The following is an 18,502-nucleotide window of genomic DNA, read 5'->3' as shown; positions in this document are numbered from 1 at the left end:
CGGCATTCAGCTTGGTAAAAGAATGCGCCCATGCTACGCCAAACCGGGCCGCTACGGCTCACTCCTTGTTCCCCACCAGGCTGTCGACGGCAGGCACCCGGGTATCGCTCTCCATCTGCGCATCGTGCTCCAGCTGGTGGCTGAAGCGCTCCAGCGAGGCATTGGCCGGGTTGGAATCGCTTGCGAACACCGGCGGGCTGAGCAGGTAGCCCGACAACAGGCGGCTGAGCGCGGCCAGGCTGTCGATGTGGGTGCGCTCGTAACCATGGGTGGCATCGCAACCGAACGCCACCAGCGCCGTGCGGATATCGTGCCCGGCGGTGACCGCCGAATGGGCATCGCTGAAGTAATAGCGGAACACGTCACGCCGCACCGGCAGCTCCTGGTCGCCGGCCAGTTTCAGCAAGTGGCGTGACAGGTGGTAGTCATAGGGCCCCGACGAGTCCTGCATGGCCACGCTGACGGCGTGTTCGCTCGACGCCTGGCCGGGTGCCACCGGGGCGATGTCGATGCCGACGAACTCGCTGACGTCCCAAGGCAGGGCAGCGGCAGAGCCTGAGCCGGTTTCTTCGGTGATGGTGAACAGCGGGTGGCAGTCGATCATCGGCTGGCGGCCGCTTTCCACGACTGCCTTGAGGGCAGCCAGCAGCGCGGCCACGCCGGCTTTGTCGTCCAGATGGCGGGCGCTGATATGGCCGCTGTCGGTAAACTCCGGCAGCGGGTCGAACGCCACGAAGTCGCCAATGGCAATCCCCAACGACTCGCAGTCGGCGCGGGTGGTGCAGTAGGCGTCCAGACGCACTTCTACGTGCTCCCAGCTGACGGGCATCTGGTCGATGGCGGTATTGAAGGCGTGCCCGCTGGCCATCAGCGGCAGCACGCTGCCGCGGAACACGCCGGTGTCGGTGAATACACTGACCCGGCTGCCCTCGGCGAAACGGCTCGACCAGCAGCCCACCGGGGCCAGGGCCAGGCGGCCGTTGTCCTGCAATTGGCGCACGCTGGCGCCGATGGTGTCCAGGTGGGCCGAGACGGCGCGGTCTGGGGAGCTTTGCCGGCCCTTGAGGGTGGCGCGGATGGTGCCGCGGCGGGTCAGCTCGAAGGGAATGCCCAGTTCGTCCAGGCGTTCGGCGACATAGCGCACGATGGTGTCGGTGAAGCCGGTCGGGCTGGGGATGGCGAGCATCTCCAGCAGGACGCGCTTGAGGTAGTCAAGGTCCGGCTCGGGGTATCGTTCAGACATGGGTACTCCTCGGGTAAAGCTGTGCTCTGGCGGGCCCTATCGCCGGCAAGCCGGTTCCCACATGGACCGTGATGAGCCTTGTAGGAGCCGGCTTGCCGGCGATAGGGCCGTCATGGATTCACGCCAACGCCCGGCTATGCGGGAACAGCAGGTCGACAAAGCGCTCTGCCGTTGGCTGCGGTTCATGGTTGGCCAAGCCGGCGCGCTCATTGGCCTCGATGATCACGTAGTCCGGCTGTTCGGCATCACGCACCATCAGGTCCAGGCCCACCACTGGAATTTCCAGCGCCCGCGCCGCGCGCACGGCCGCGTCGGCCAACACAGGGTGCAGGCGCTCGGTAACATCCTCCAGCGTGCCGCCCGTGTGCAGGTTGGCGGTGCGGCGCACGGCCAGGCGCTGGCCTGCAGGCAATACGCTGGTGTAGTCGAAGCCGGCATCACGCAGGGTGCGCTCGGTCTCGTCGTCCAGCGGAATGCGGCTTTCACCGCCCGTAGCGGCCTGACGGCGGCGGCTCTGGGCCTCGATCAGCTCAAGGATGCTGTGTTTACCGTCGCCGACCACCTGGGCCGGGTGCCGAATCGCCGCCGCAACCACCTCGAAACCGATCACCACGATGCGCAGGTCATGGCCCGGGTGGAAGCTCTCCAGCAGCACACGGCTGTCGAAACGGCGGGCGTGTTCTATGGCTTGGCTGACTTCCTCGTAAGTGGTCAGGTTCACCGCCACCCCTTGGCCCTGCTCGCCATCCACCGGCTTGACCACCACCGCGCCGTGCTCGTCGAGAAACGCCAGGTTGTCGTCCGCATTGCCGGCCAGTTGCTGCACCGGCACCAGCAGGCCGGCGTTGTGCAAGGTTTGCTGGGTCAGGCGCTTGTCCTGGCAGAGGGTCATGCTGACCGCACTGGTCAGGTCGCTCAGCGACTCGCGGCAACGCACCCGACGCCCGCCCAGGCTGAGGGTAAACAGCCCGCCTGCGGCGTCGTCCACCTGCACCTCGATGCCACGGCGGTAGGCCTCATCGACGATGATCCGTGCATACGGGTTCAGCCCCGCTTCAGGGCCGGGGCCCAGAAACAATTGCTGGTTGATGCCGTTCTTGCGTTTGACCGCGAAGGTCGGCAGGTTGCGGAAACCGAGCTTCTCGTACAGCCGCTTGGCCTGGCGGTTGTCGTGCAACACCGACAAGTCCAGGTAGGCCAGGCCGCGGCTCATGAAGTGCTCGACCAGGTGGCGCACCAGCACCTCACCCACGCCAGGGCGGGTGCAATGCGGGTCCACGGCCAGGCACCACAGGCTGCTGCCGTGCTCGGGGTCATCGAACGCCTTGCTGTGGTTCAGGCCCATGACGCTGCCAATCACCGCGCCGCTGTCTTCGTCCTCGGCCAGCCAGTACACCGGCCCGCCCTGGTGGCGCGGCGTCAGCAGCTCGGGCTGCACCGGGAGCATGCCGCGTGCCTGGTACAGGGTGTTGATGGCCTGCCAGTCGCTGGCGCTTTGTGCGCGGCGGATACGGAAACCGCGAAACACCCGTTGCGCCTGGCGGTAGTCGGTGAACCACAGCCGCAGCGTGTCGGACGGGTCGAGGAACAGCTGCTGCGGTGCCTGCGCCAGCAGCTGTTGCGGGGCCGCCACATACAATGCGATGTCACGCTCGCCGGGACGTTCCTGCTGCAGCGCCTCGGCCAGGCTGGCCGGGTCCGGGTAGGTGTGGCCTATCAGCAGCCGGCCCCAGCCGCAGTGCAGCGCACGCGGCTGGCTGTGGGGCTCGCTGCCATCGCCGGCCAGGCGCGCCTGCAGGCGCTCGTAGGACGGCGCCTGGCCACGCAGCAGGCGCTGACCGTAGGCGGTTTCATGGGCTTTCATCGGTCAGATTCCTTGTTCGCTGAGCCACAGGTTCAGCGCCGCCAGCTGCCACAGCTTGGAGCCGCGCAGCGGGGTAAGCTGGCCATGCGGGTTGCTCAGCAGGCGGTCTACCATGGCCGGGTTGAACAGCCCGCGGTCCTGGCTGGGGTCGGTGAGCAGTTCGCGTACCCAGTCCAGGGTGGCGCCTTGCAAGTGCTTGAGGCCGGGTACCGGGAAGTAGCCTTTCTTGCGGTCGATCACCTCATGGGGGATCACCCGGCGTGCGGCCTGCTTGAGCACCTGCTTGCCGCCACCGGGCAATTTGAAGCGCGCCGGGATGCGTGCCGACAGCTCGACCAGGCGGTAGTCCAGGAACGGTGTACGGGCTTCCAGGCCCCAGGCCATGGTCATGTTGTCGACCCGTTTGACCGGGTCGTCGACCAGCATCACCGTGCTGTCCAGGCGCAGCGCCTTGTCTACTGCCTCGGCCGCGCCCGGGCGGGCGAAGTGTTCGCGCACGAAGTCGCCGGCCACGTCGGTCTCCAGCAGCCACGGCGCTTGCACGGTGTCGCGGTACTCGGCATGGCTGCGGTCGAAGAATGCATCGCGGTAGGCGCCAAAGGCATCCTTGGCGCCGTCCACCTGCGGGTACCAGTGGTAGCCGGCGAACAGCTCGTCGGCACCCTGGCCGCTCTGCACGCCCTTGCAGTGCTTGGCCACTTCGCGTGACAGCAGGTAGAAGGCGATGCAGTCGTGGCTGACCATCGGTTCGCTCATGGCGCGGAACGCGGCCGGCAATTGCTCGATGATTTCGCTTTCGGCGATGCGCAGCTTGTGGTGGCGGGTGCCGTAGTGCTTGGCGATCAGGTCGGAGTACTGGAACTCGTCACCGCGCTCGCCGCCGGCATCCTCGAAGCCGATGGAGAAGGTCGACAGGTCATCCACGCCCACTTCGCGCAGCAAGCCGACCAACAGGCTGGAGTCGACGCCGCCGGACAGCAGTACGCCTACGTCCACGGCGGCGCGCTGGCGGATGCCGACGGCATCACGGGTGGCATCGAGCACACGGGTGGTCCAGCCTTCCAGGTCGAGGTCGCGCTCGTCCGGGTTGGGGCCGTAATGCAGCTGCCACCAGGTTTGGCGTTCGACTTCACCGTGGCGGTCGACGCGCATCCAGGTGCCGGGTTCGAGCTTTTGCACATTGGCCAGCAAGGTGCGTGGTGCCGGCACCACGGCGTGGAAGTTGAGGTAGTGGTTGAGCGCTACCGGGTCGATCATCGGGTCGATGTCGCCACCTTTGAGCAGCGCTGGCAGGGTCGAGGCAAAGCGCAGGCGCTCGCCGTTGCGCGACAGGTACAAAGGCTTGACGCCCAGGCGGTCGCGGGCCAGGAACAGGCGCTGGTTGTCGCGCTCCCAGATGGCCAGGGCGAACATGCCGTTGAGCTTGGGCAGCAAGGCCGCGCCCCAGGCGTGGTAGCCCTTGAGCAGCACCTCGGTGTCGCCGTCGGACCAGAAGGTGTAGCCCAGGTCCTGCAGCTCCTGGCGCAGTTCGGGGAAGTTGTAGATGGCACCATTGAAGGCCAAAGACAGGCCCAGGGTGTTGTCGACCATGGGCTGAGCCGAGCCGTCGGACAGGTCCATGATTTTCAGCCGGCGATGGCCCAGGGCAATCGGGCCCAGGCTATGGAAGCCCCAGGCGTCGGGGCCACGAGGCGCCAGGTGATGGGTCATGCGCTCTACCGCGGCGAGGTCCGCCGGGCGAGGGGCTTGGTCGATGGGGGTGAAACGCAACTCTCCTGCTAATCCGCACATAGGTCCTTACCGGTTTTTCCGTTGGGGAATCAGCGCCCCGGATTAGGGCGCCTGTAAGGAACTGACCTGGGGGATTTGCGAGAGTTTTAGACCAATCCGTTATAAGCAGCACTTTGTAATGCGGCCAATCGCCGGCAAGCCGGCTGCCACAGGGCTCAGCAGCGCTGCGGATCGTGGCAGCCGGCTTGCCGGCGATTGGGCTGCACAGCAGCCCCTTCATTTACCCCGAATCAACTTGCGCAAGCCAAACCGGTTCGGATGGCATGCCTCAGCCACCGCCCGCGGCAGCGGCAATGGCTCGCCACTGACCCAGGCCGCAATCAGCTCGCCCGAAAGCGGCGCCGTGATCAGCCCCCGCGACCCATGCCCGCTGTTCACATACAGCCCTTCCAGCCAGGGGCAGGGCACCTCGGGCACCTGCCGCGCGTCCTTGGCCAGGACGGCATAGGCTTCGGCGAAGGCTGCAGGGTCGGCAACCGGCCCCACGATCGGCAAGTAATCCGGGCTGGTGCAGCGAAATGCCGCGCGCCCCTGCAACTGCTCAGGGGCAAGCGCTGCGACACCCAGGCGCCGGGCCAGGTCGCTGGAGATTTCATCCAGCATGGCCAGGTTGCCCTGGTGCTCGGCCACGGTCGGCGCCAGGTCATCGCTATGGAAGTCGAAGCTGGCCCCCAGCGTGTGCTCCTCACCCCTGGGCGGTGCCACATAGCCCTCGGCGCAAACCACGGTAGCCAGCGCCCGGCTGGCGTCGGTCACCGGCAGGCGGGTGATCTGCCCGCGGATGCGCTTGAGCGGCAACTGCGTACAGGGCCCGAAACGCTTCACGTCAGCCGCCCCGGCCAGCACTACCACTGGCGCGCTGGCCAGCAGCCGGTCGCCGGCCCAGGCTTGCCACAGGCCATCGGCCTTGCGCAGTGCGAGCACATCGTGATGGGCCAGCAGGCGAATGTTCCGGTGCTGCAGTTGAGCGTTGCACAGTGCCGGTGGGTGCACCCAGCCGCCTTCGGGGTAGAACAACCCGCCGGCAGGCAGCGCGACACCGGCAATCGCTTCGGCTTCACTGCGCTGCACGGCACGCAGCAAGCTGCCCTCGAAGGCATCAGCGAGCTTGCCCTGGCGTTCGGCTTCCTTGTCGTCGAAGGCCAGTTGCAACACCCCGCACGCATCCCAGTCCAGGCCGCGCTGCAGTAGTTCGAGCTGGCGCCGGGTGTAGCCGAAACCGGACAGGATCATCTGCGACAAAGCCGTGCCGTGTGCGGACAGCTTGAGGTACAGCACGCCCTGGGGGTTGCCGGAGGCTTCGCGGGCCGCTGCGTCGTGACGCTCCAGTACCGTTACCTGCCAGCCGCGTGCAGCCAGGCTGGCAGCGCTGGCGCTGCCAGCGAGCCCTGCGCCGATCACCAGGGCCTCGCGTGGGCCTTCAGGCGCAGTTGGCCGCGCGTACCAGGGCGCCGACATGGGCGCGTTGGGCGTGCCGGTGTACTCACCGCTCATCACCTCCCACTTCTTGCCGATGCCAGGCACCTTCTTCATGGTGAAGCCGGCCTCGATCAAGCTGCGGCGAACCCAGCCGGTGGTGGTGAAGGTGCCCAGTGCGGTGCCGGCATGGGACAACCTGGCCAGTTGCGTGAACAGCTCGGGTGTCCACATGTCGGGGTTCTTGGCCGGGGCAAAACCGTCGAGGAACCACACGTCGATGCGTGCGTCCAGCTGCGGCAGTTGCTCGAGCACATCGCCGATCAGCAGGGTGAGGGTGATTCGGCCCTGGTCGAAGGTGAACTGCTGGAAGCCCTGGTGCACCGCGACGTACTGGCGCAAAAAGGGTTCGGTGAACGCCGCCAGCTCCGGCCACAGGCGCATCGCCCGGGCCATGTCGGCATGGCCCAGGGGGTACTTCTCGACGCTGACGAAATGCAGGCGCGCGTCGGCGTGGGCTGTTTCGGCGAACAGCTGCCAGGCGCAGAAAAAATTCATGCCGGTGCCAAAGCCGGTTTCGCCGATCACCAGGCAGGCGTGGGGCGCCAGGTTGGCGAAGCGCTGGCGCAGGCGGGTTTGTTCGAGGAACACATGCTGGGTTTCGGCAATGCCCTCGTTGATGGCGAAGTACACATCGCCGTATTGCCGCGAATGGGGGCGGCCCTGGTCGTCCCAGTCGATCTGGGCATGCTGAAGGAGGGTGGATGCGGGCATGGCTGGTTTCGCTGGAGGTGGGGAGCTGCAAGCGGCAAGCTGCAAGCTGCAAGCTGGAAGAAAAAGCAGATGGTGGCACGGCCTGCGTTTTCTTGCAGCTTGAAGCGTGCCGCTTGCCGCCAGGATTCCGCTAATCTTGCTTATCCATTGAAGGAGCCAGTGCATGTTCGAATCCGCCGAAATTGGCCACAGCATCGACGACGATACCTTTGAGGCAGAAGTGCCCGCGCTGCGCGAGGCTTTGCTCGAAGCCCAGTACGAACTCAAGCAGCAGGCGCGCTTCCCGGTGATCGTGCTGATCAATGGCATCGAAGGCGCCGGCAAGGGCGAGACGGTCAAGCTGCTCAACGAGTGGATGGACCCGCGCATGATCGACGTGCTCACCTTCGATCAGCAGACCGACGAAGAGCTGGCCCGCCCGCCCGCCTGGCGCTACTGGCGGGCGCTGCCGCCCAAGGGGCGCATGGGCGTGTTTTTCGGCAACTGGTACAGCCAGATGCTGCAGGGCAGGGTGCATGGGCAGTTCAAGGATGCGGTGCTCGACCAGGCCATCACCGGTGCCGAGCGCCTGGAGCAGATGCTTTGCGACGAAGGTGCGCTGATCATCAAGTTCTGGTTCCACCTGTCCAAGAAACAGATGAAAGCGCGGCTCAAGTCGCTCAAGGACGACCCCTTGCACAGCTGGCGCATCAGCCCGCTGGACTGGCAGCAGTCCCGGACCTACGACCGTTTCGTGCGTTTTGGCGAGCGGGTGTTGCGCCGTACCAGCCGTGACTATGCACCGTGGCATGTAGTTGAAGGGGTCGACCCCAACTACCGCAGCCTGGCCGTTGGGCGCATCTTGCTGGAAAGCCTGCAGGCCGCACTGGCCGTCAACCCCAAAGGCAAGCACCAGGGCAACATTGCGCCGTTGGGGCGCAGCATCGATCAGCGCAGCCTGGTCGGCGCCCTGGACATGACCCTGCACCTGGACAAGCAGGACTACCAGGAGCAACTGGTGACCGAGCAGGCTCGCCTGGCCGGCCTGTTGCGCCACAAGCACATGCGCCGGCACTCGCTGGTGGCCGTGTTCGAGGGCAATGATGCTGCAGGCAAGGGCGGGGCGATTCGCCGGGTGGCTGCAGCGCTGGACCCGCGCCAGTACCGTATCGTGCCGATCGCCGCCCCTAGCGAAGATGAGCGTGCGCAGCCGTACCTTTGGCGGTTCTGGCGGCACATTCCGGCACGCGGCAAGTTCACCATCTTCGACCGCTCCTGGTACGGCCGGGTGCTGGTGGAACGCATCGAAGGCTTCTGCACCCCGGCCGACTGGATGCGTGCCTACGGCGAGATCAATGATTTCGAGGAACAGTTGGTGAACGCCGGCGCGGTAGTGGTCAAGTTCTGGCTGGCGATCGACCAGCAAACCCAGCTGGAGCGTTTTGAAGAGCGCGAGCAGATCCCGTTCAAGCGTTACAAGATCACTGAGGACGACTGGCGCAACCGCGACAAGTGGGACCTGTATGTGGATGCAGTGGGGGACATGGTCGACCGCACCAGCACCGAGATCGCGCCATGGACCTTGGTCGAGGCCAATGACAAGCGTTGGGCGCGGGTGAAGGTGTTGCGCACCATCAATGAAGCCTTGGAAGCGGCGTTTGCCAAACACAAGAAATAGTCAGCCGCCATGCCGCAGGGGAATGACCTGATGAATTCTTTTCCCGCCTTTTTTCCCCGTTGGCAGGTAGCAAGCCTTTAGAATCGGGGCACCCTACAACGGGCTCGACCGAGGATTTTATGCACATCACATCCGGACGCCGGAGCTATGGACTGGCCCTGGCGCTTCTGACCGCACTGCTGTGGGGCATCCTGCCAATCAAACTCAAGCAGGTGTTGCAGGTGGTCGACCCGGTGACCGTCACCTGGTTCCGCCTGCTGGTGGCCGGCGGCCTGCTGTTCGCCTGGCTGGCAGCCAAGCGCCGCTTGCCTTCGTTCGGCAAGCTCGGCGCCAAAGGCAAAGGCCTGGTGGCCGTGGCCGTGTGCGGCCTGATGGGCAACTACGTGCTGTACCTGATCGGCCTGAACCTGCTGAGCCCCGGTACTGCGCAATTGGTGGTGCAGATCGGCCCGGTACTGCTGCTGGTGGCCAGCGTGTTCGTGTTCAAGGAGCGCTTCAGCCTGGGCCAAGGCCTGGGGTTGCTGGTGCTGCTTGCCGGCTTCGGCCTGTTCTTCAACCAGCGCCTTGAAGAGCTGCTGACCTCGCTGGGCACCTACACCACGGGCGTGCTGACCATCCTGCTGGCCACCAGCATCTGGGTGTTCTATGCCCTGAGCCAGAAGCAGCTGCTGACGGTGTGGCATTCGCAGCAGGTGATGATGGTGATCTACCTGAGCTGCGCCGCGCTGCTGACACCCTGGGTGCACCCGCTGGAGGCGTTGCAGTTGACGCCCCTGCAAGGCTGGCTGCTGCTGGCCTGCTGCCTGAACACGCTGGTGGCCTATGGTGCTTTTGCCGAGGCACTGGCGCACTGGGAGGCATCACGGGTGAGCGCCACGCTGGCGCTGACACCTCTGGTGACCTTTGTGGCGGTGGCAGTGGCGGCCTGGATGTGGCCGGCGTATGTGCAGGCTGAAGACATCAATGCCCTGGGCTATGTAGGCGCGGTGACCGTGGTGCTGGGGTCGACCCTGGTGGCCTTGGGGCCATCGCTGGTGGCCGGGTGGCGGGCGAGGAGGGCGCGCCTGGCTCAGGTTGGTTGAGAGCCTGTTCCGGCCCTATCGCCGGCAAGCCGGCTCCCACAAAACCCTTGTAGGAGCCGGCTTGCCGGCGATAGGGCCATAAGTACCAGCCAATCAATCAGCCCTTGCCACCCGGTGCCAGCATGTTCTCCGGCCGCACCCACTCATCGAACTGCTCATTGGTCAGGTACTTCAATTCCAGCGCCGCCTCGCGCAGGGTCTTGCCCTCGCTGTAGGCCTTCTTGGCAATCTCCGCCGCTTTGTCATAGCCGATATGCGGGTTGAGCGCGGTCACCAGCATCAGCCCGCGCTCCAGGTGCGCCGCCATCTGGTCGGTATCCGGCTCTATCCCGGCCACGCAGTGCTGCTGGAAGTTGCGGCAGCCATCAGCCAGCAGCGTGATCGACTGCAGCAGGTTATGAATGATCACCGGTTTGAACACGTTCAACTGCAGGTGCCCCTGGCTGGCGGCAAAACCGATGGCCGCGTCATTGCCCAGCACCTGGCAGGCCAGCATCGACAGCGCTTCGCACTGGGTCGGGTTGACCTTGCCTGGCATGATCGAGCTGCCCGGCTCGTTGGCCGGCAGGCGCACCTCGGCCAACCCGGCGCGGGGCCCGGAGCCGAGCAGGCGCAAGTCATTGGCGATTTTCATCAAGGCCACCGCCAAGGTCTTCAGGGCACCCGCCAGGCTGGTCAGCGGCTCGTGGCCGGCCAGGGCGGCGAACTTGTTCGGCGCGGTGACGAACGGCAGGCCGGAGAGGGCGGCCAGTTCCGCAGCAATGGCTTCGGCGAAACCCTGCGGGGCATTGAGCCCGGTGCCCACGGCAGTGCCGCCCTGGGCCAGTTCGCACACCGCCGGCAAGGTGGCGCGGATGGCGCGCTGGGCATAGTCGAGCTGGGCCACGAAGGCCGACACCTCCTGGCCGAAGGTGATGGGCGTGGCGTCCATCATGTGCGTGCGGCCAGTCTTTACCAGTTTATGGTGGCGCGCCGACAGCTCGGCCAGCCCCGAAGACAGTTCGGCGATCGCCGGTAGCAGTTGCTCGTGCACGGCCTGTGCCGCAGCGATGTGCATGGCGGTGGGGAAGCAGTCGTTGGAGCTTTGCGAGCGGTTGACATGGTCGTTGGGGTGCACCGGCGCCTTGCCGCCGCGGCCTTTGCCGGCCAGCTCGTTGGCCCGCCCGGCAATCACCTCGTTGACGTTCATGTTGCTCTGCGTGCCGCTGCCGGTCTGCCACACCACCAGCGGGAACTGGTCGTCGTGCTCGCCGTCGAGCACTTCGTCGGCAGCCTGCTCGATCAAGCGGGCGATGTCGGCTGGCAGGTCGCCATTGCGGTCGTTGACCCGTGCTGCGGCTTTTTTGATCAGCGCCAGGGCGTGCAGCACCGGGAGCGGCATGCGTTCCTTGCCAATGGCAAAGTTGATGAGCGAGCGTTGGGTCTGCGCGCCCCAGTAGGCGTGCTCCGGAACTTCGACCGGGCCCAGGCTGTCTGTTTCGATACGGCTCATGCTGCGTTCACTCCCTTGTCAGTCAGAATCAGCAGTTTAGGCCCCCATGCGATCGAGCGGTTCAATCGCTCGTCGTGCCACTTGAGCGCTGCACCCTGGCGGGAGCAGAATGCTCATCTCTGAGGTACCGCCTCCCCCTCCTTGAAGGATATGCAATGACCCGTCTCCGTGCCCTCTGTGCTGCCGTCGCCCTGGCCTGTGCCAGCGGCCAGGTACTCGCTGCCACCGCCAGCCACAACGCTGCCGCCGAGAAATTCCTGACCTTGGCCAACGCTGACAAGCTGGGCACCCCGGTGTACATGCAGGTCCAGCAGATGTTCGCCCAGCGCTTCGCCCAGACCAAGGCCCCGGCCACCAAGCAGTCGGTGCTGGAAAGCTACCAGGCCAAGGCCAACGCCGCGCTGGACAGCGCCATCGGCTGGAACAAGCTCAAGCCGAAGATGGTCGACCTGTACACCCAGACCTTCACCGAGCAGGAGCTCAAGGACCTGGTGAAGTTCTACCAGTCGCCGCTGGGCAAGAAAGTCCTCAGCCAGATGCCCAAGGTCACCCAGCAGTCGGCCCAGCTGACCCAGCAAAGCCTGGAGCCGGCAGTGCCGGTGGTCAACAAGCTGCTCGAAGACATGACCAAAGAGCTTGACCCCAATGCCGGCAAGGCCGCCCCGGCCAAGAAGTGAGTAATACCCGATGACCATGCAGCAACGCATCGAGCAGCAGCTGGCCGCCCTGGCGCCGCAGCACCTTGAAGTGCTCAACGAAAGCCACATGCACAGCCGTGGCCAGGAAACCCACTACAAGGCGGTGATCGTCAGCGAGCAGTTTGCCGGGCTCAACAGCGTCAAGCGCCACCAGAAGGTGTACGCCACCATGGGTGAACTGATGGGCCAGATCCATGCGCTGGCCATCCACACCTATACCAACGAGGAGTGGGCGAAGGTGGGTGTTGCACCCGCGTCGCCGGTGTGTGCAGGTGGCGGCAAGCACTGAATCCTTTTTGGCGTTCTGGTACAATTTGCGACATCCGGGGGGCCGCTTTGCGGCCCTTTCGCGACACAAGGCCGCTCCTACAGGGGTTATGTATTCACCTGTAGGAGCGGCCTTGTGTCGCGAAAGGGGCGCAGAGCGCCCCCCAGCTTTTTGTCAAACCCGGTCCGCCCCTTACGAGGGCAACCACCTGGAGATTCAACGCAATGACCCAACCGATCGTCGTGGCGGCGCTGTACAAGTTCGTCACCCTTGAAGACTACGTAGAGCTGCGCGAGCCCCTGCTCAAGGCCATGCTCGACAATGGCGTCAAAGGCACCCTGCTGCTGGCCAACGAGGGCATCAACGGCACCGTTTCGGCCACCCGCGAAGGCATCGATGGCCTGCTCGCCTGGCTGCGCAGCGACCCGCGCCTGGTCGATGTCGACCACAAGGAATCCTACTGCGACGAGCAGCCGTTCTACCGCACCAAGGTCAAGCTCAAGAAAGAGATCGTCACCCTCGGCGTGCCGGGCGTGGACCCGAACAATGCCGTTGGTACCTACGTCGATCCCAAAGACTGGAATGCCCTGATCAGCGACCCGGAAGTACTGCTGATCGACACCCGCAACGACTACGAAGTGGCCATCGGCACCTTCAAGGGCGCGATCGACCCCAAGACCGAGACCTTCCGCGAGTTCCCCGAGTACATCAAGGCCAACTTCGACCCCAGCAAGCACAAGAAGGTCGCCATGTTCTGCACCGGCGGCATCCGCTGTGAAAAAGCCTCCAGCTACATGCTCGGTGAAGGCTTCGAGGCGGTCTATCATCTTAAGGGCGGCATCCTGAAATACTTCGAGGAAGTACCCCAGGAAGAAAGCCTGTGGGACGGCGACTGCTTTGTCTTCGACAACCGCGTCACGGTGCGCCATGACCTGACCGAAGGCGAGTACGACCAGTGCCATGCCTGCCGCCACCCGGTCAACGCCCAGGACCGCGCGTCCGAGCACTATTCGCCAGGCGTGAGCTGCCCGCACTGCTGGGACAGCCTGAGCGAAAAGACCCGGCGCAGCGCCATCGACCGGCAGAAGCAGATCGAGCTGGCCAAGGCCCGCAACCTGCCGCACCCGATCGGTTACAACTACAAAGCCGAGGCCTGATTGCATGACTGCCCGCCTGCTCTATGTGATGGACCCGATGTGCTCCTGGTGCTGGGGTTTTGCACCGGTGGCCCAGGCCCTTATCGCCCAGGCGCGTGAAGCGGGCGTGGCCACCCGGGTGGTGCCGGGTGGGTTGCGCCGCGGTGCCAGCCCGCTGGACGCCTCGACCCGCAAGTACATCCTCGAGCATTGGCAGGCGGTGGCCGAGGCCACCGGGCAGCCGTTCGCGTTCGAAGGTGCCATGCCCGATGGCTTCGTCTACGACACCGAGCCTGCCTGCCGCGCCCTTGTAGCCGCCCGCGAACTGGACGCCGAGCGCGTCTGGCCGCTGCTGGCACTGATCCAGCGTGGGTTCTACCAGCAGGGCCTGGACGTCACCACCGCGCCGCAGCTGGTCGAGCTGGCCGAGCAGGCCGGGTTCGATCGCGCAACCTTCGCCAAGGCCCTGCTGCGTGCCGACGTGCGCGCTGCCACTGCAGCCGATTTCAGCTGGGTACAGGACCTGGGGATTGCCGGTTTTCCAACGCTGCTGGCGGAGCGCAACGGCCAGCTCGCCCTGTTGACCAACGGCTACCAGCCGCTGCAAAGCCTGCAGCCCTTGCTTGGCCGCTGGCTACAGCAGGCCGCCTGTGCTTGACCTGCCAGGGTCGCCCGACCCGGTGCCAGGGAAGCCCGCTGCTGTGCCTGACCGGCTGAGCTGGGCGCAAATCCGCCGCTTGGCACTGCACCACAAGAAACACCTCTGGGCCGCCAACCTGGTGGCCGTGCTGGCGGCCTGCTGCAGCGTGCCGATACCGTTGCTGCTGCCCCTGCTGGTCGACGAAGTACTGCTGGGCCACGGCGATGGCGCGCTGAAGTTCATGAACCACCTGCTGCCCAGCGGTTGGCAGGTGGCGGCCGGTTATATCGGCCTGATGCTGGTCGTTACCCTGTGCCTGCGCGTGGCCGCGCTGGGCTTCAACGTGGTGCAGGCCAAGCTGTTCGCCGGCCTTGCCAAAGACATCGTCTATCGCCTGCGCATCCGCCTGATCGAGCGGCTCAAGCGTATCTCGCTCAAGGAGTACGAAAGCCTGGGCAGTGGCACCGTGACCACGCACCTGGTCACCGACCTGGAAACCCTCGACAAGTTCGTCGGCGAAACCCTGAGCCGCTTCCTGGTGGCCATGCTGACCCTGACCGGCACGGCGGCGATCCTGATCTGGATGCACTGGCAGCTGGCCTTGCTGATCCTGTTGTTCAACCCGCTGGTGATCTACTTCACCGTGCAGTTGGGCAAGCGCGTCAAACACCTTAAAAAGCTCGAAAACGACAGCACCTCGCGGTTCACCCAGGCGCTGGCCGAAACCCTGGATGCCATCCAGGAAATCCGCGCCAGCAATCGCCAGGGCTACTTCCTCGGCCGCCTGGGCCTGCGCGCCCGCGAAGTGCGCGATTACGCCGTGGATTCGCAATGGAAAAGCGATGCCAGTGGCCGTGCCAGTGGCCTGCTGTTCCAGTTCGGTATCGATATTTTCCGTGCTGCGGCCATGCTCACGGTGCTGTTCTCCGACCTGTCGATCGGGCAGATGCTGGCCGTGTTCAGCTACCTGTGGTTCATGATCGGCCCGGTCGAGCAGTTGCTCAACCTGCAATATGCCTACTATGCCGCCGGCGGCGCGCTGAGCCGGCTCAACGAGTTGCTGGCGCGTGATGACGAGCCGCAATACCCGGCTGCCCGCGACCCGTTTGCCGGCCGTGAAACGGTTGGCATCGAAGTGCGCGACCTGCGCTTCGCCTATGCCGACGAGCCGGTGCTCGAGCACCTGGACCTGTCCATCGCCCCGGGCGAAAAGGTCGCCATCGTCGGCGCCAGTGGCGGCGGCAAAAGTACCCTGGTGCAATTGCTGCTGGGCCTGTACAGCGCCCAGGCCGGGACCATCCGTTTTGGCGGTGCCAGCCTGCAGGAAATCGGCCTGGAGACCTTGCGTGAAAATGTGGCAGTGGTGCTGCAGCACCCGTCACTGTTCAACGACACGGTACGCGCCAACCTGACCATGGGCCGCGACTGCACGGACGAGGCCTGCTGGCAGGCGCTGCGCATCGCCCAGCTGGACGCCACCATTGGCGCCTTGCCGCAAGGGCTGGACAGCGTGGTCGGCCGCTCTGGTGTGCGCCTGTCCGGCGGCCAGCGCCAGCGCCTGGCGATTGCCCGCATGGTCCTGGCCGAGCCGAAGGTGGTAATCCTCGACGAGGCCACCTCGGCGCTGGACGCCGCCACCGAGTACAACCTGCACCAGGCCCTGGCGCGCTTTCTCAGTGGCCGTACCACGCTGATCATCGCCCACCGCCTTTCGGCGGTGAAGCAGGCCGACCGTGTGCTGGTGTTCGACGGCGGGCACGTGGCCGAGGATGGCGGCCACCAGCAGTTGATCGCCGAGGGCGGCTTGTATGCCAAGCTGTACGGGCATCTGCAGCAGACCTGACCCAAGCGGCAAGCTTGAAGCTTGCCACTCAAAATTCCCTCCACACAGATGGCAAATGGCCTACGCTGAGCTTGTCTGGTTGGTTCGAGCCTTATCTGCTCTGTGACAGGGACTTCATGAAGGGACATCGCACACTAGAGGCGCCAAGGCTGCTGGGTATCATCTGGCCCTTCATCGCCGTTGTAGTCTTCCAGGTCCTGTTGGGCAGCTTCAGCCTGTACGCGCTGTCGGCTGTGCGTGCCTATGTCGCTGGCGAAAGCCTGTGGTCCAAGGCACAGAAAGACGCCATCTATTACCTGAACCTGTATGCCGATACTGGCGATGAACGCACCTACCAGCGCTATCGTCAGGTCATCACTGTGCCCCACGGTGATCGGCAGATGCGTGAGGTGCTCGACCTGCCTGATCCAGACCTTGATGTCGCGCGCCAGGCCGTTTTGCAAGGCGGCAATCACCCCGACGACGTCGACCGTATCATCTGGTTCTACCGCAATTTCAGCCAGATCAGCTATGTGCAGGCGGCGATCGCCTACTGGAATGTCGGTGACGATTACCTCAAGCAACTGGATGTGTTGGCCAACGAGATGCGCGAGGGTTTTGCCGGCGGCCAGGCCGGCCCGCGCCAGGTCAGCCAATGGCGCGCCCGCATCGTCGCCATCAACGAAGGCGTGACCCCGGCAGCCAAATCCTTCAGCGATGCCCTGGGCGAGGGCTCGCGCATGCTGTTGCGCGTGCTGTTGGTCACCAACCTGCTCACCGCGCTGTTCCTCATCACCTTTGCCTGGCGCCGTTCGAGCAAGCTGCTGGCCCAGCGCCAGGCCTTCGCCAGCGCCCTGCAGGAAGAAAAGGAACGCGCGCAGATTACCCTGCAGGCGATCGGCGATGCTGTGATCACCACCGATGTCGATGGCAGCATCGGCTACATGAACCCGGCGGCCGAGCAACTCACCCATTGGCAGGCAGGCCAGGCCCTGGGCCTGCCGTTGACAGCGCTGTTCAGCCTGGTGGACGAGCAGGCCCAGAACGACAGCAGCACCTTGCTCGAACAGGTGCTCAGCGGCAGCCTCAAGGGCGGCGCCGAACATTCACGGTTGATCCAGCGCCTGGATGGCAGCACGGTTTCGATCAACCTGGTGGGTTCGCCCATCATCAACAACGGGCAGGTGGCGGGCATCGTCCTGGTGCTGCATGACATGACCCAGGAGCGCCAATACATCGCCAACCTGTCCTGGCAGGCTACCCATGACGCCCTGACCGGCCTGGCCAACCGCCGTGAATTCGAGTACCGCCTGGAGCAAGCACTGAACGACCTGGTGCGCCAGGGTGGGCGGCATTCGCTGATGTTCCTTGACCTCGACCAGTTCAAGCTGGTCAACGATACCTGTGGGCATGCCGCCGGTGATGAATTGCTGCGGCACATCTGCGCCGTGCTGCAATCGGTGCTGCGCGAAGGCGACACCCTGGCCCGGCTGGGGGGCGATGAGTTTGGCGTGCTGCTGGAAAACTGCCCGGGCGAACAGGCCGAGCGCATTGCCGAAAGCCTGCGCCAGGCGGTGCAAAGCCTGCACTTCGTATGGAAAGGCAGGCCGTTCGTCACCACCGTGAGTATCGGCCTGGTGCACATGGCGCAAGCCCCGGCCACGCTGGAAGCCTCCCTGCGGGCAGCCGACATGGCGTGCTACATGGCCAAGGAGAAGGGCCGTAACCGCATCCAGGTCTACCATGCCGATGACAGTGAACTGTCGATGCGGTTTGGTGAAATGGCCTGGATACAGCGCCTGCACGTCGCTCTGGAGGAGAACCGCTTCTGCCTGTATGCCCAGGAAATCGCCGCGCTCACCGCGCTTGAAGGGCCGGGCCATGTCGAGATTCTGTTGCGCCTGCAAGACGAAAGCGGCCGCACCATCCTGCCTGACAGCTTCATCCCGGCGGCCGAGCGCTATGGCCTGATGACCGCGATCGACCGCTGGGTGGTGCGCAATGTGTTCCAGGTCATTCGCCAGTGCCTGGATGAGGGGCGCGAGGGCCCGCTGTCGATGTGTGCCATCAACCTGTCGGGGTCGAGTATCGGTGACGACAAGTTCCTGGAGTACCTGCGGCGCCTGTTCGTCGAATATTCGATTCCGCCACGGCTGATCTGCTTCGAGATCACCGAGACCAGTGCCATCGCCAACCTCGGCAGTGCCATCCGGTTCATCAATGAATTGAAAGGGCTGGGTTGCAAGTTCTCGCTGGATGACTTTTGTGCCGGAATGTCGTCATTCGCTTATTTGAAACATTTACCCGTCGACTTCTTGAAGATCGACGGAAGTTTTGTCAAAGATATGCTGGATGATCCGGTCAACCGGGCCATGGTCGAAGTCATCAATCACATCGGCCACGTCATGGGTAAACGGACCATTGCCGAGTTCGTTGAAACTCCGTTGATCGAGCAGGCCTTGCAAGAGATCGGCGTGGACTACGCCCAGGGCTATCTGATCGAACGACCGCAGGTATTCACTTGCGACAGTCTGCAGCGCCAACGGATTGCTGCACGGCCCCTGCTGCATCGGGCGCCTGGAACCTTTCGCTGAAGTAGCGTTGGTAAATCACAGGGAT

Annotated in this window: 13 protein-coding genes; 8 read left to right on the top strand and 5 right to left on the bottom strand. The window is 64.7% G+C overall.

Translation table 11 applies throughout. From position 1 onward, the window contains the following. Nucleotides 1-58: 58 nt before the first annotated feature. From ACMGGN_RS15340 to mnmC, 4 genes are all read right to left on the bottom strand, one after another. The gene (locus tag ACMGGN_RS15340; protein WP_046787396.1) at nucleotides 59-1,243 is read right to left on the bottom strand and encodes an osmoprotectant NAGGN system M42 family peptidase; all 1,185 of its coding nucleotides are present in this window, start codon (nucleotides 1,241-1,243) and stop codon (nucleotides 59-61) included. A 118-nt stretch (nucleotides 1,244-1,361) separates the two neighbouring features. Then, nucleotides 1,362-3,107: an N-acetylglutaminylglutamine synthetase gene (gene ngg / locus ACMGGN_RS15335; protein WP_046787395.1), complete on the bottom strand. Its 1,746-nt coding sequence runs from the start codon at nucleotides 3,105-3,107 to the stop codon at nucleotides 1,362-1,364. 3 nt (nucleotides 3,108-3,110) lie between these two features. After that, on the bottom strand, nucleotides 3,111-4,898 hold the full coding sequence (locus ACMGGN_RS15330) for an N-acetylglutaminylglutamine amidotransferase (RefSeq protein ID WP_414156082.1): 1,788 nt from the start codon (nucleotides 4,896-4,898) through the stop codon (nucleotides 3,111-3,113). A 216-nt stretch (nucleotides 4,899-5,114) separates the two neighbouring features. Further along, nucleotides 5,115-7,088, bottom strand: coding sequence for a bifunctional tRNA (5-methylaminomethyl-2-thiouridine)(34)-methyltransferase MnmD/FAD-dependent 5-carboxymethylaminomethyl-2-thiouridine(34) oxidoreductase MnmC (gene mnmC, locus ACMGGN_RS15325; protein ID WP_414156081.1), 1,974 nt, complete (start codon nucleotides 7,086-7,088; stop codon nucleotides 5,115-5,117). A gap of 163 nt (nucleotides 7,089-7,251) precedes the next feature. On the opposite strand from mnmC, the gene pap reads away from it, so the two are divergent. Together pap and ACMGGN_RS15315 are read left to right on the top strand one after the other, a co-directional pair. After that, nucleotides 7,252-8,745, top strand: a complete 1,494-nt coding sequence (gene pap, locus ACMGGN_RS15320; RefSeq protein ID WP_119688438.1) for a polyphosphate:AMP phosphotransferase — start codon at nucleotides 7,252-7,254, stop codon at nucleotides 8,743-8,745. Between the two features lie 119 nt (nucleotides 8,746-8,864). Further along, nucleotides 8,865-9,827 (top strand): DMT family transporter, encoded by a 963-nt coding sequence (locus ACMGGN_RS15315; protein WP_414156080.1) that lies wholly within the window; start codon nucleotides 8,865-8,867, stop codon nucleotides 9,825-9,827. A 97-nt stretch (nucleotides 9,828-9,924) separates the two neighbouring features. Here ACMGGN_RS15315 and ACMGGN_RS15310 read toward each other — a convergent pair whose 3' ends face one another. Then, complete coding sequence (locus tag ACMGGN_RS15310) at nucleotides 9,925-11,319, bottom strand: class II fumarate hydratase (RefSeq protein ID WP_119688439.1); 1,395 nt, start codon at nucleotides 11,317-11,319, stop codon at nucleotides 9,925-9,927. A 155-nt stretch (nucleotides 11,320-11,474) separates the two neighbouring features. Between ACMGGN_RS15310 and ACMGGN_RS15305 the strand changes: the two genes are divergently transcribed. The 6 genes from ACMGGN_RS15305 to ACMGGN_RS15280 all read left to right on the top strand — a co-directional run bounded on the left by ACMGGN_RS15305 (nucleotide 11,475) and on the right by ACMGGN_RS15280 (nucleotide 18,477). Beyond that, on the top strand, nucleotides 11,475-11,996 hold the full coding sequence (locus ACMGGN_RS15305) for a DUF2059 domain-containing protein (RefSeq protein WP_115272938.1): 522 nt from the start codon (nucleotides 11,475-11,477) through the stop codon (nucleotides 11,994-11,996). Nucleotides 11,997-12,006: 10 nt separating this feature from the next. Continuing rightward, nucleotides 12,007-12,306 carry a BolA family protein gene (locus tag ACMGGN_RS15300; RefSeq protein ID WP_012313276.1) on the top strand — a complete coding sequence of 100 codons (300 nt, stop codon included), beginning with the start codon at nucleotides 12,007-12,009 and terminating at the stop codon, nucleotides 12,304-12,306. A gap of 203 nt (nucleotides 12,307-12,509) precedes the next feature. Next, nucleotides 12,510-13,442, top strand: coding sequence for a rhodanese-related sulfurtransferase (locus tag ACMGGN_RS15295; protein ID WP_046787387.1), 933 nt, complete (start codon nucleotides 12,510-12,512; stop codon nucleotides 13,440-13,442). Nucleotides 13,443-13,446: 4 nt separating this feature from the next. Then, complete coding sequence (locus ACMGGN_RS15290) at nucleotides 13,447-14,079, top strand: DsbA family protein (protein ID WP_414156079.1); 633 nt, start codon at nucleotides 13,447-13,449, stop codon at nucleotides 14,077-14,079. Then, entirely contained in the window at nucleotides 14,072-15,904 is a 1,833-nt protein-coding gene (locus ACMGGN_RS15285) for an ABC transporter ATP-binding protein (RefSeq protein WP_046787386.1), read from the top strand. Before ACMGGN_RS15290 ends, ACMGGN_RS15285 begins: the two co-directional genes overlap by 8 nt. A gap of 116 nt (nucleotides 15,905-16,020) precedes the next feature. Beyond that, nucleotides 16,021-18,477: an EAL domain-containing protein gene (locus ACMGGN_RS15280; RefSeq protein WP_414156078.1), complete on the top strand. Its 2,457-nt coding sequence runs from the start codon at nucleotides 16,021-16,023 to the stop codon at nucleotides 18,475-18,477. Nucleotides 18,478-18,502 lie beyond the last annotated feature (25 nt).

Source organism: Pseudomonas sp. BNK-30 (genome assembly GCF_047456185.1).
In the GTDB taxonomy this organism is placed as follows: Bacteria; Pseudomonadota; Gammaproteobacteria; order Pseudomonadales; family Pseudomonadaceae; genus Aquipseudomonas; species Aquipseudomonas putida_E.
The sequence above is the reverse complement of the archived record's forward strand: the minus strand, read 5'-3'. Positions and strand labels throughout refer to the sequence as shown.

What these genes read in the sequence shown, in the direction of transcription:
- ACMGGN_RS15340 (WP_046787396.1), bottom strand. Translation starts at nt 1,243, where the DNA reads ATGTCTGAACGATACCCCGAGCCGGACCTTGACTACCTCAAGCGCGTC.
- ngg (WP_046787395.1), bottom strand. Translation starts at nt 3,107, where the DNA reads ATGAAAGCCCATGAAACCGCCTACGGTCAGCGCCTGCTGCGTGGCCAG.
- ACMGGN_RS15330 (WP_414156082.1), bottom strand. Translation starts at nt 4,898, where the DNA reads ATGTGCGGATTAGCAGGAGAGTTGCGTTTCACCCCCATCGACCAAGCC.
- mnmC (WP_414156081.1), bottom strand. Translation starts at nt 7,088, where the DNA reads ATGCCCGCATCCACCCTCCTTCAGCATGCCCAGATCGACTGGGACGAC.
- pap (WP_119688438.1), top strand. Translation starts at nt 7,252, where the DNA reads ATGTTCGAATCCGCCGAAATTGGCCACAGCATCGACGACGATACCTTT.
- ACMGGN_RS15315 (WP_414156080.1), top strand. Translation starts at nt 8,865, where the DNA reads ATGCACATCACATCCGGACGCCGGAGCTATGGACTGGCCCTGGCGCTT.
- ACMGGN_RS15310 (WP_119688439.1), bottom strand. Translation starts at nt 11,319, where the DNA reads ATGAGCCGTATCGAAACAGACAGCCTGGGCCCGGTCGAAGTTCCGGAG.
- ACMGGN_RS15305 (WP_115272938.1), top strand. Translation starts at nt 11,475, where the DNA reads ATGACCCGTCTCCGTGCCCTCTGTGCTGCCGTCGCCCTGGCCTGTGCC.
- ACMGGN_RS15300 (WP_012313276.1), top strand. Translation starts at nt 12,007, where the DNA reads ATGACCATGCAGCAACGCATCGAGCAGCAGCTGGCCGCCCTGGCGCCG.
- ACMGGN_RS15295 (WP_046787387.1), top strand. Translation starts at nt 12,510, where the DNA reads ATGACCCAACCGATCGTCGTGGCGGCGCTGTACAAGTTCGTCACCCTT.
- ACMGGN_RS15290 (WP_414156079.1), top strand. Translation starts at nt 13,447, where the DNA reads ATGACTGCCCGCCTGCTCTATGTGATGGACCCGATGTGCTCCTGGTGC.
- ACMGGN_RS15280 (WP_414156078.1), top strand. Translation starts at nt 16,021, where the DNA reads ATGAAGGGACATCGCACACTAGAGGCGCCAAGGCTGCTGGGTATCATC.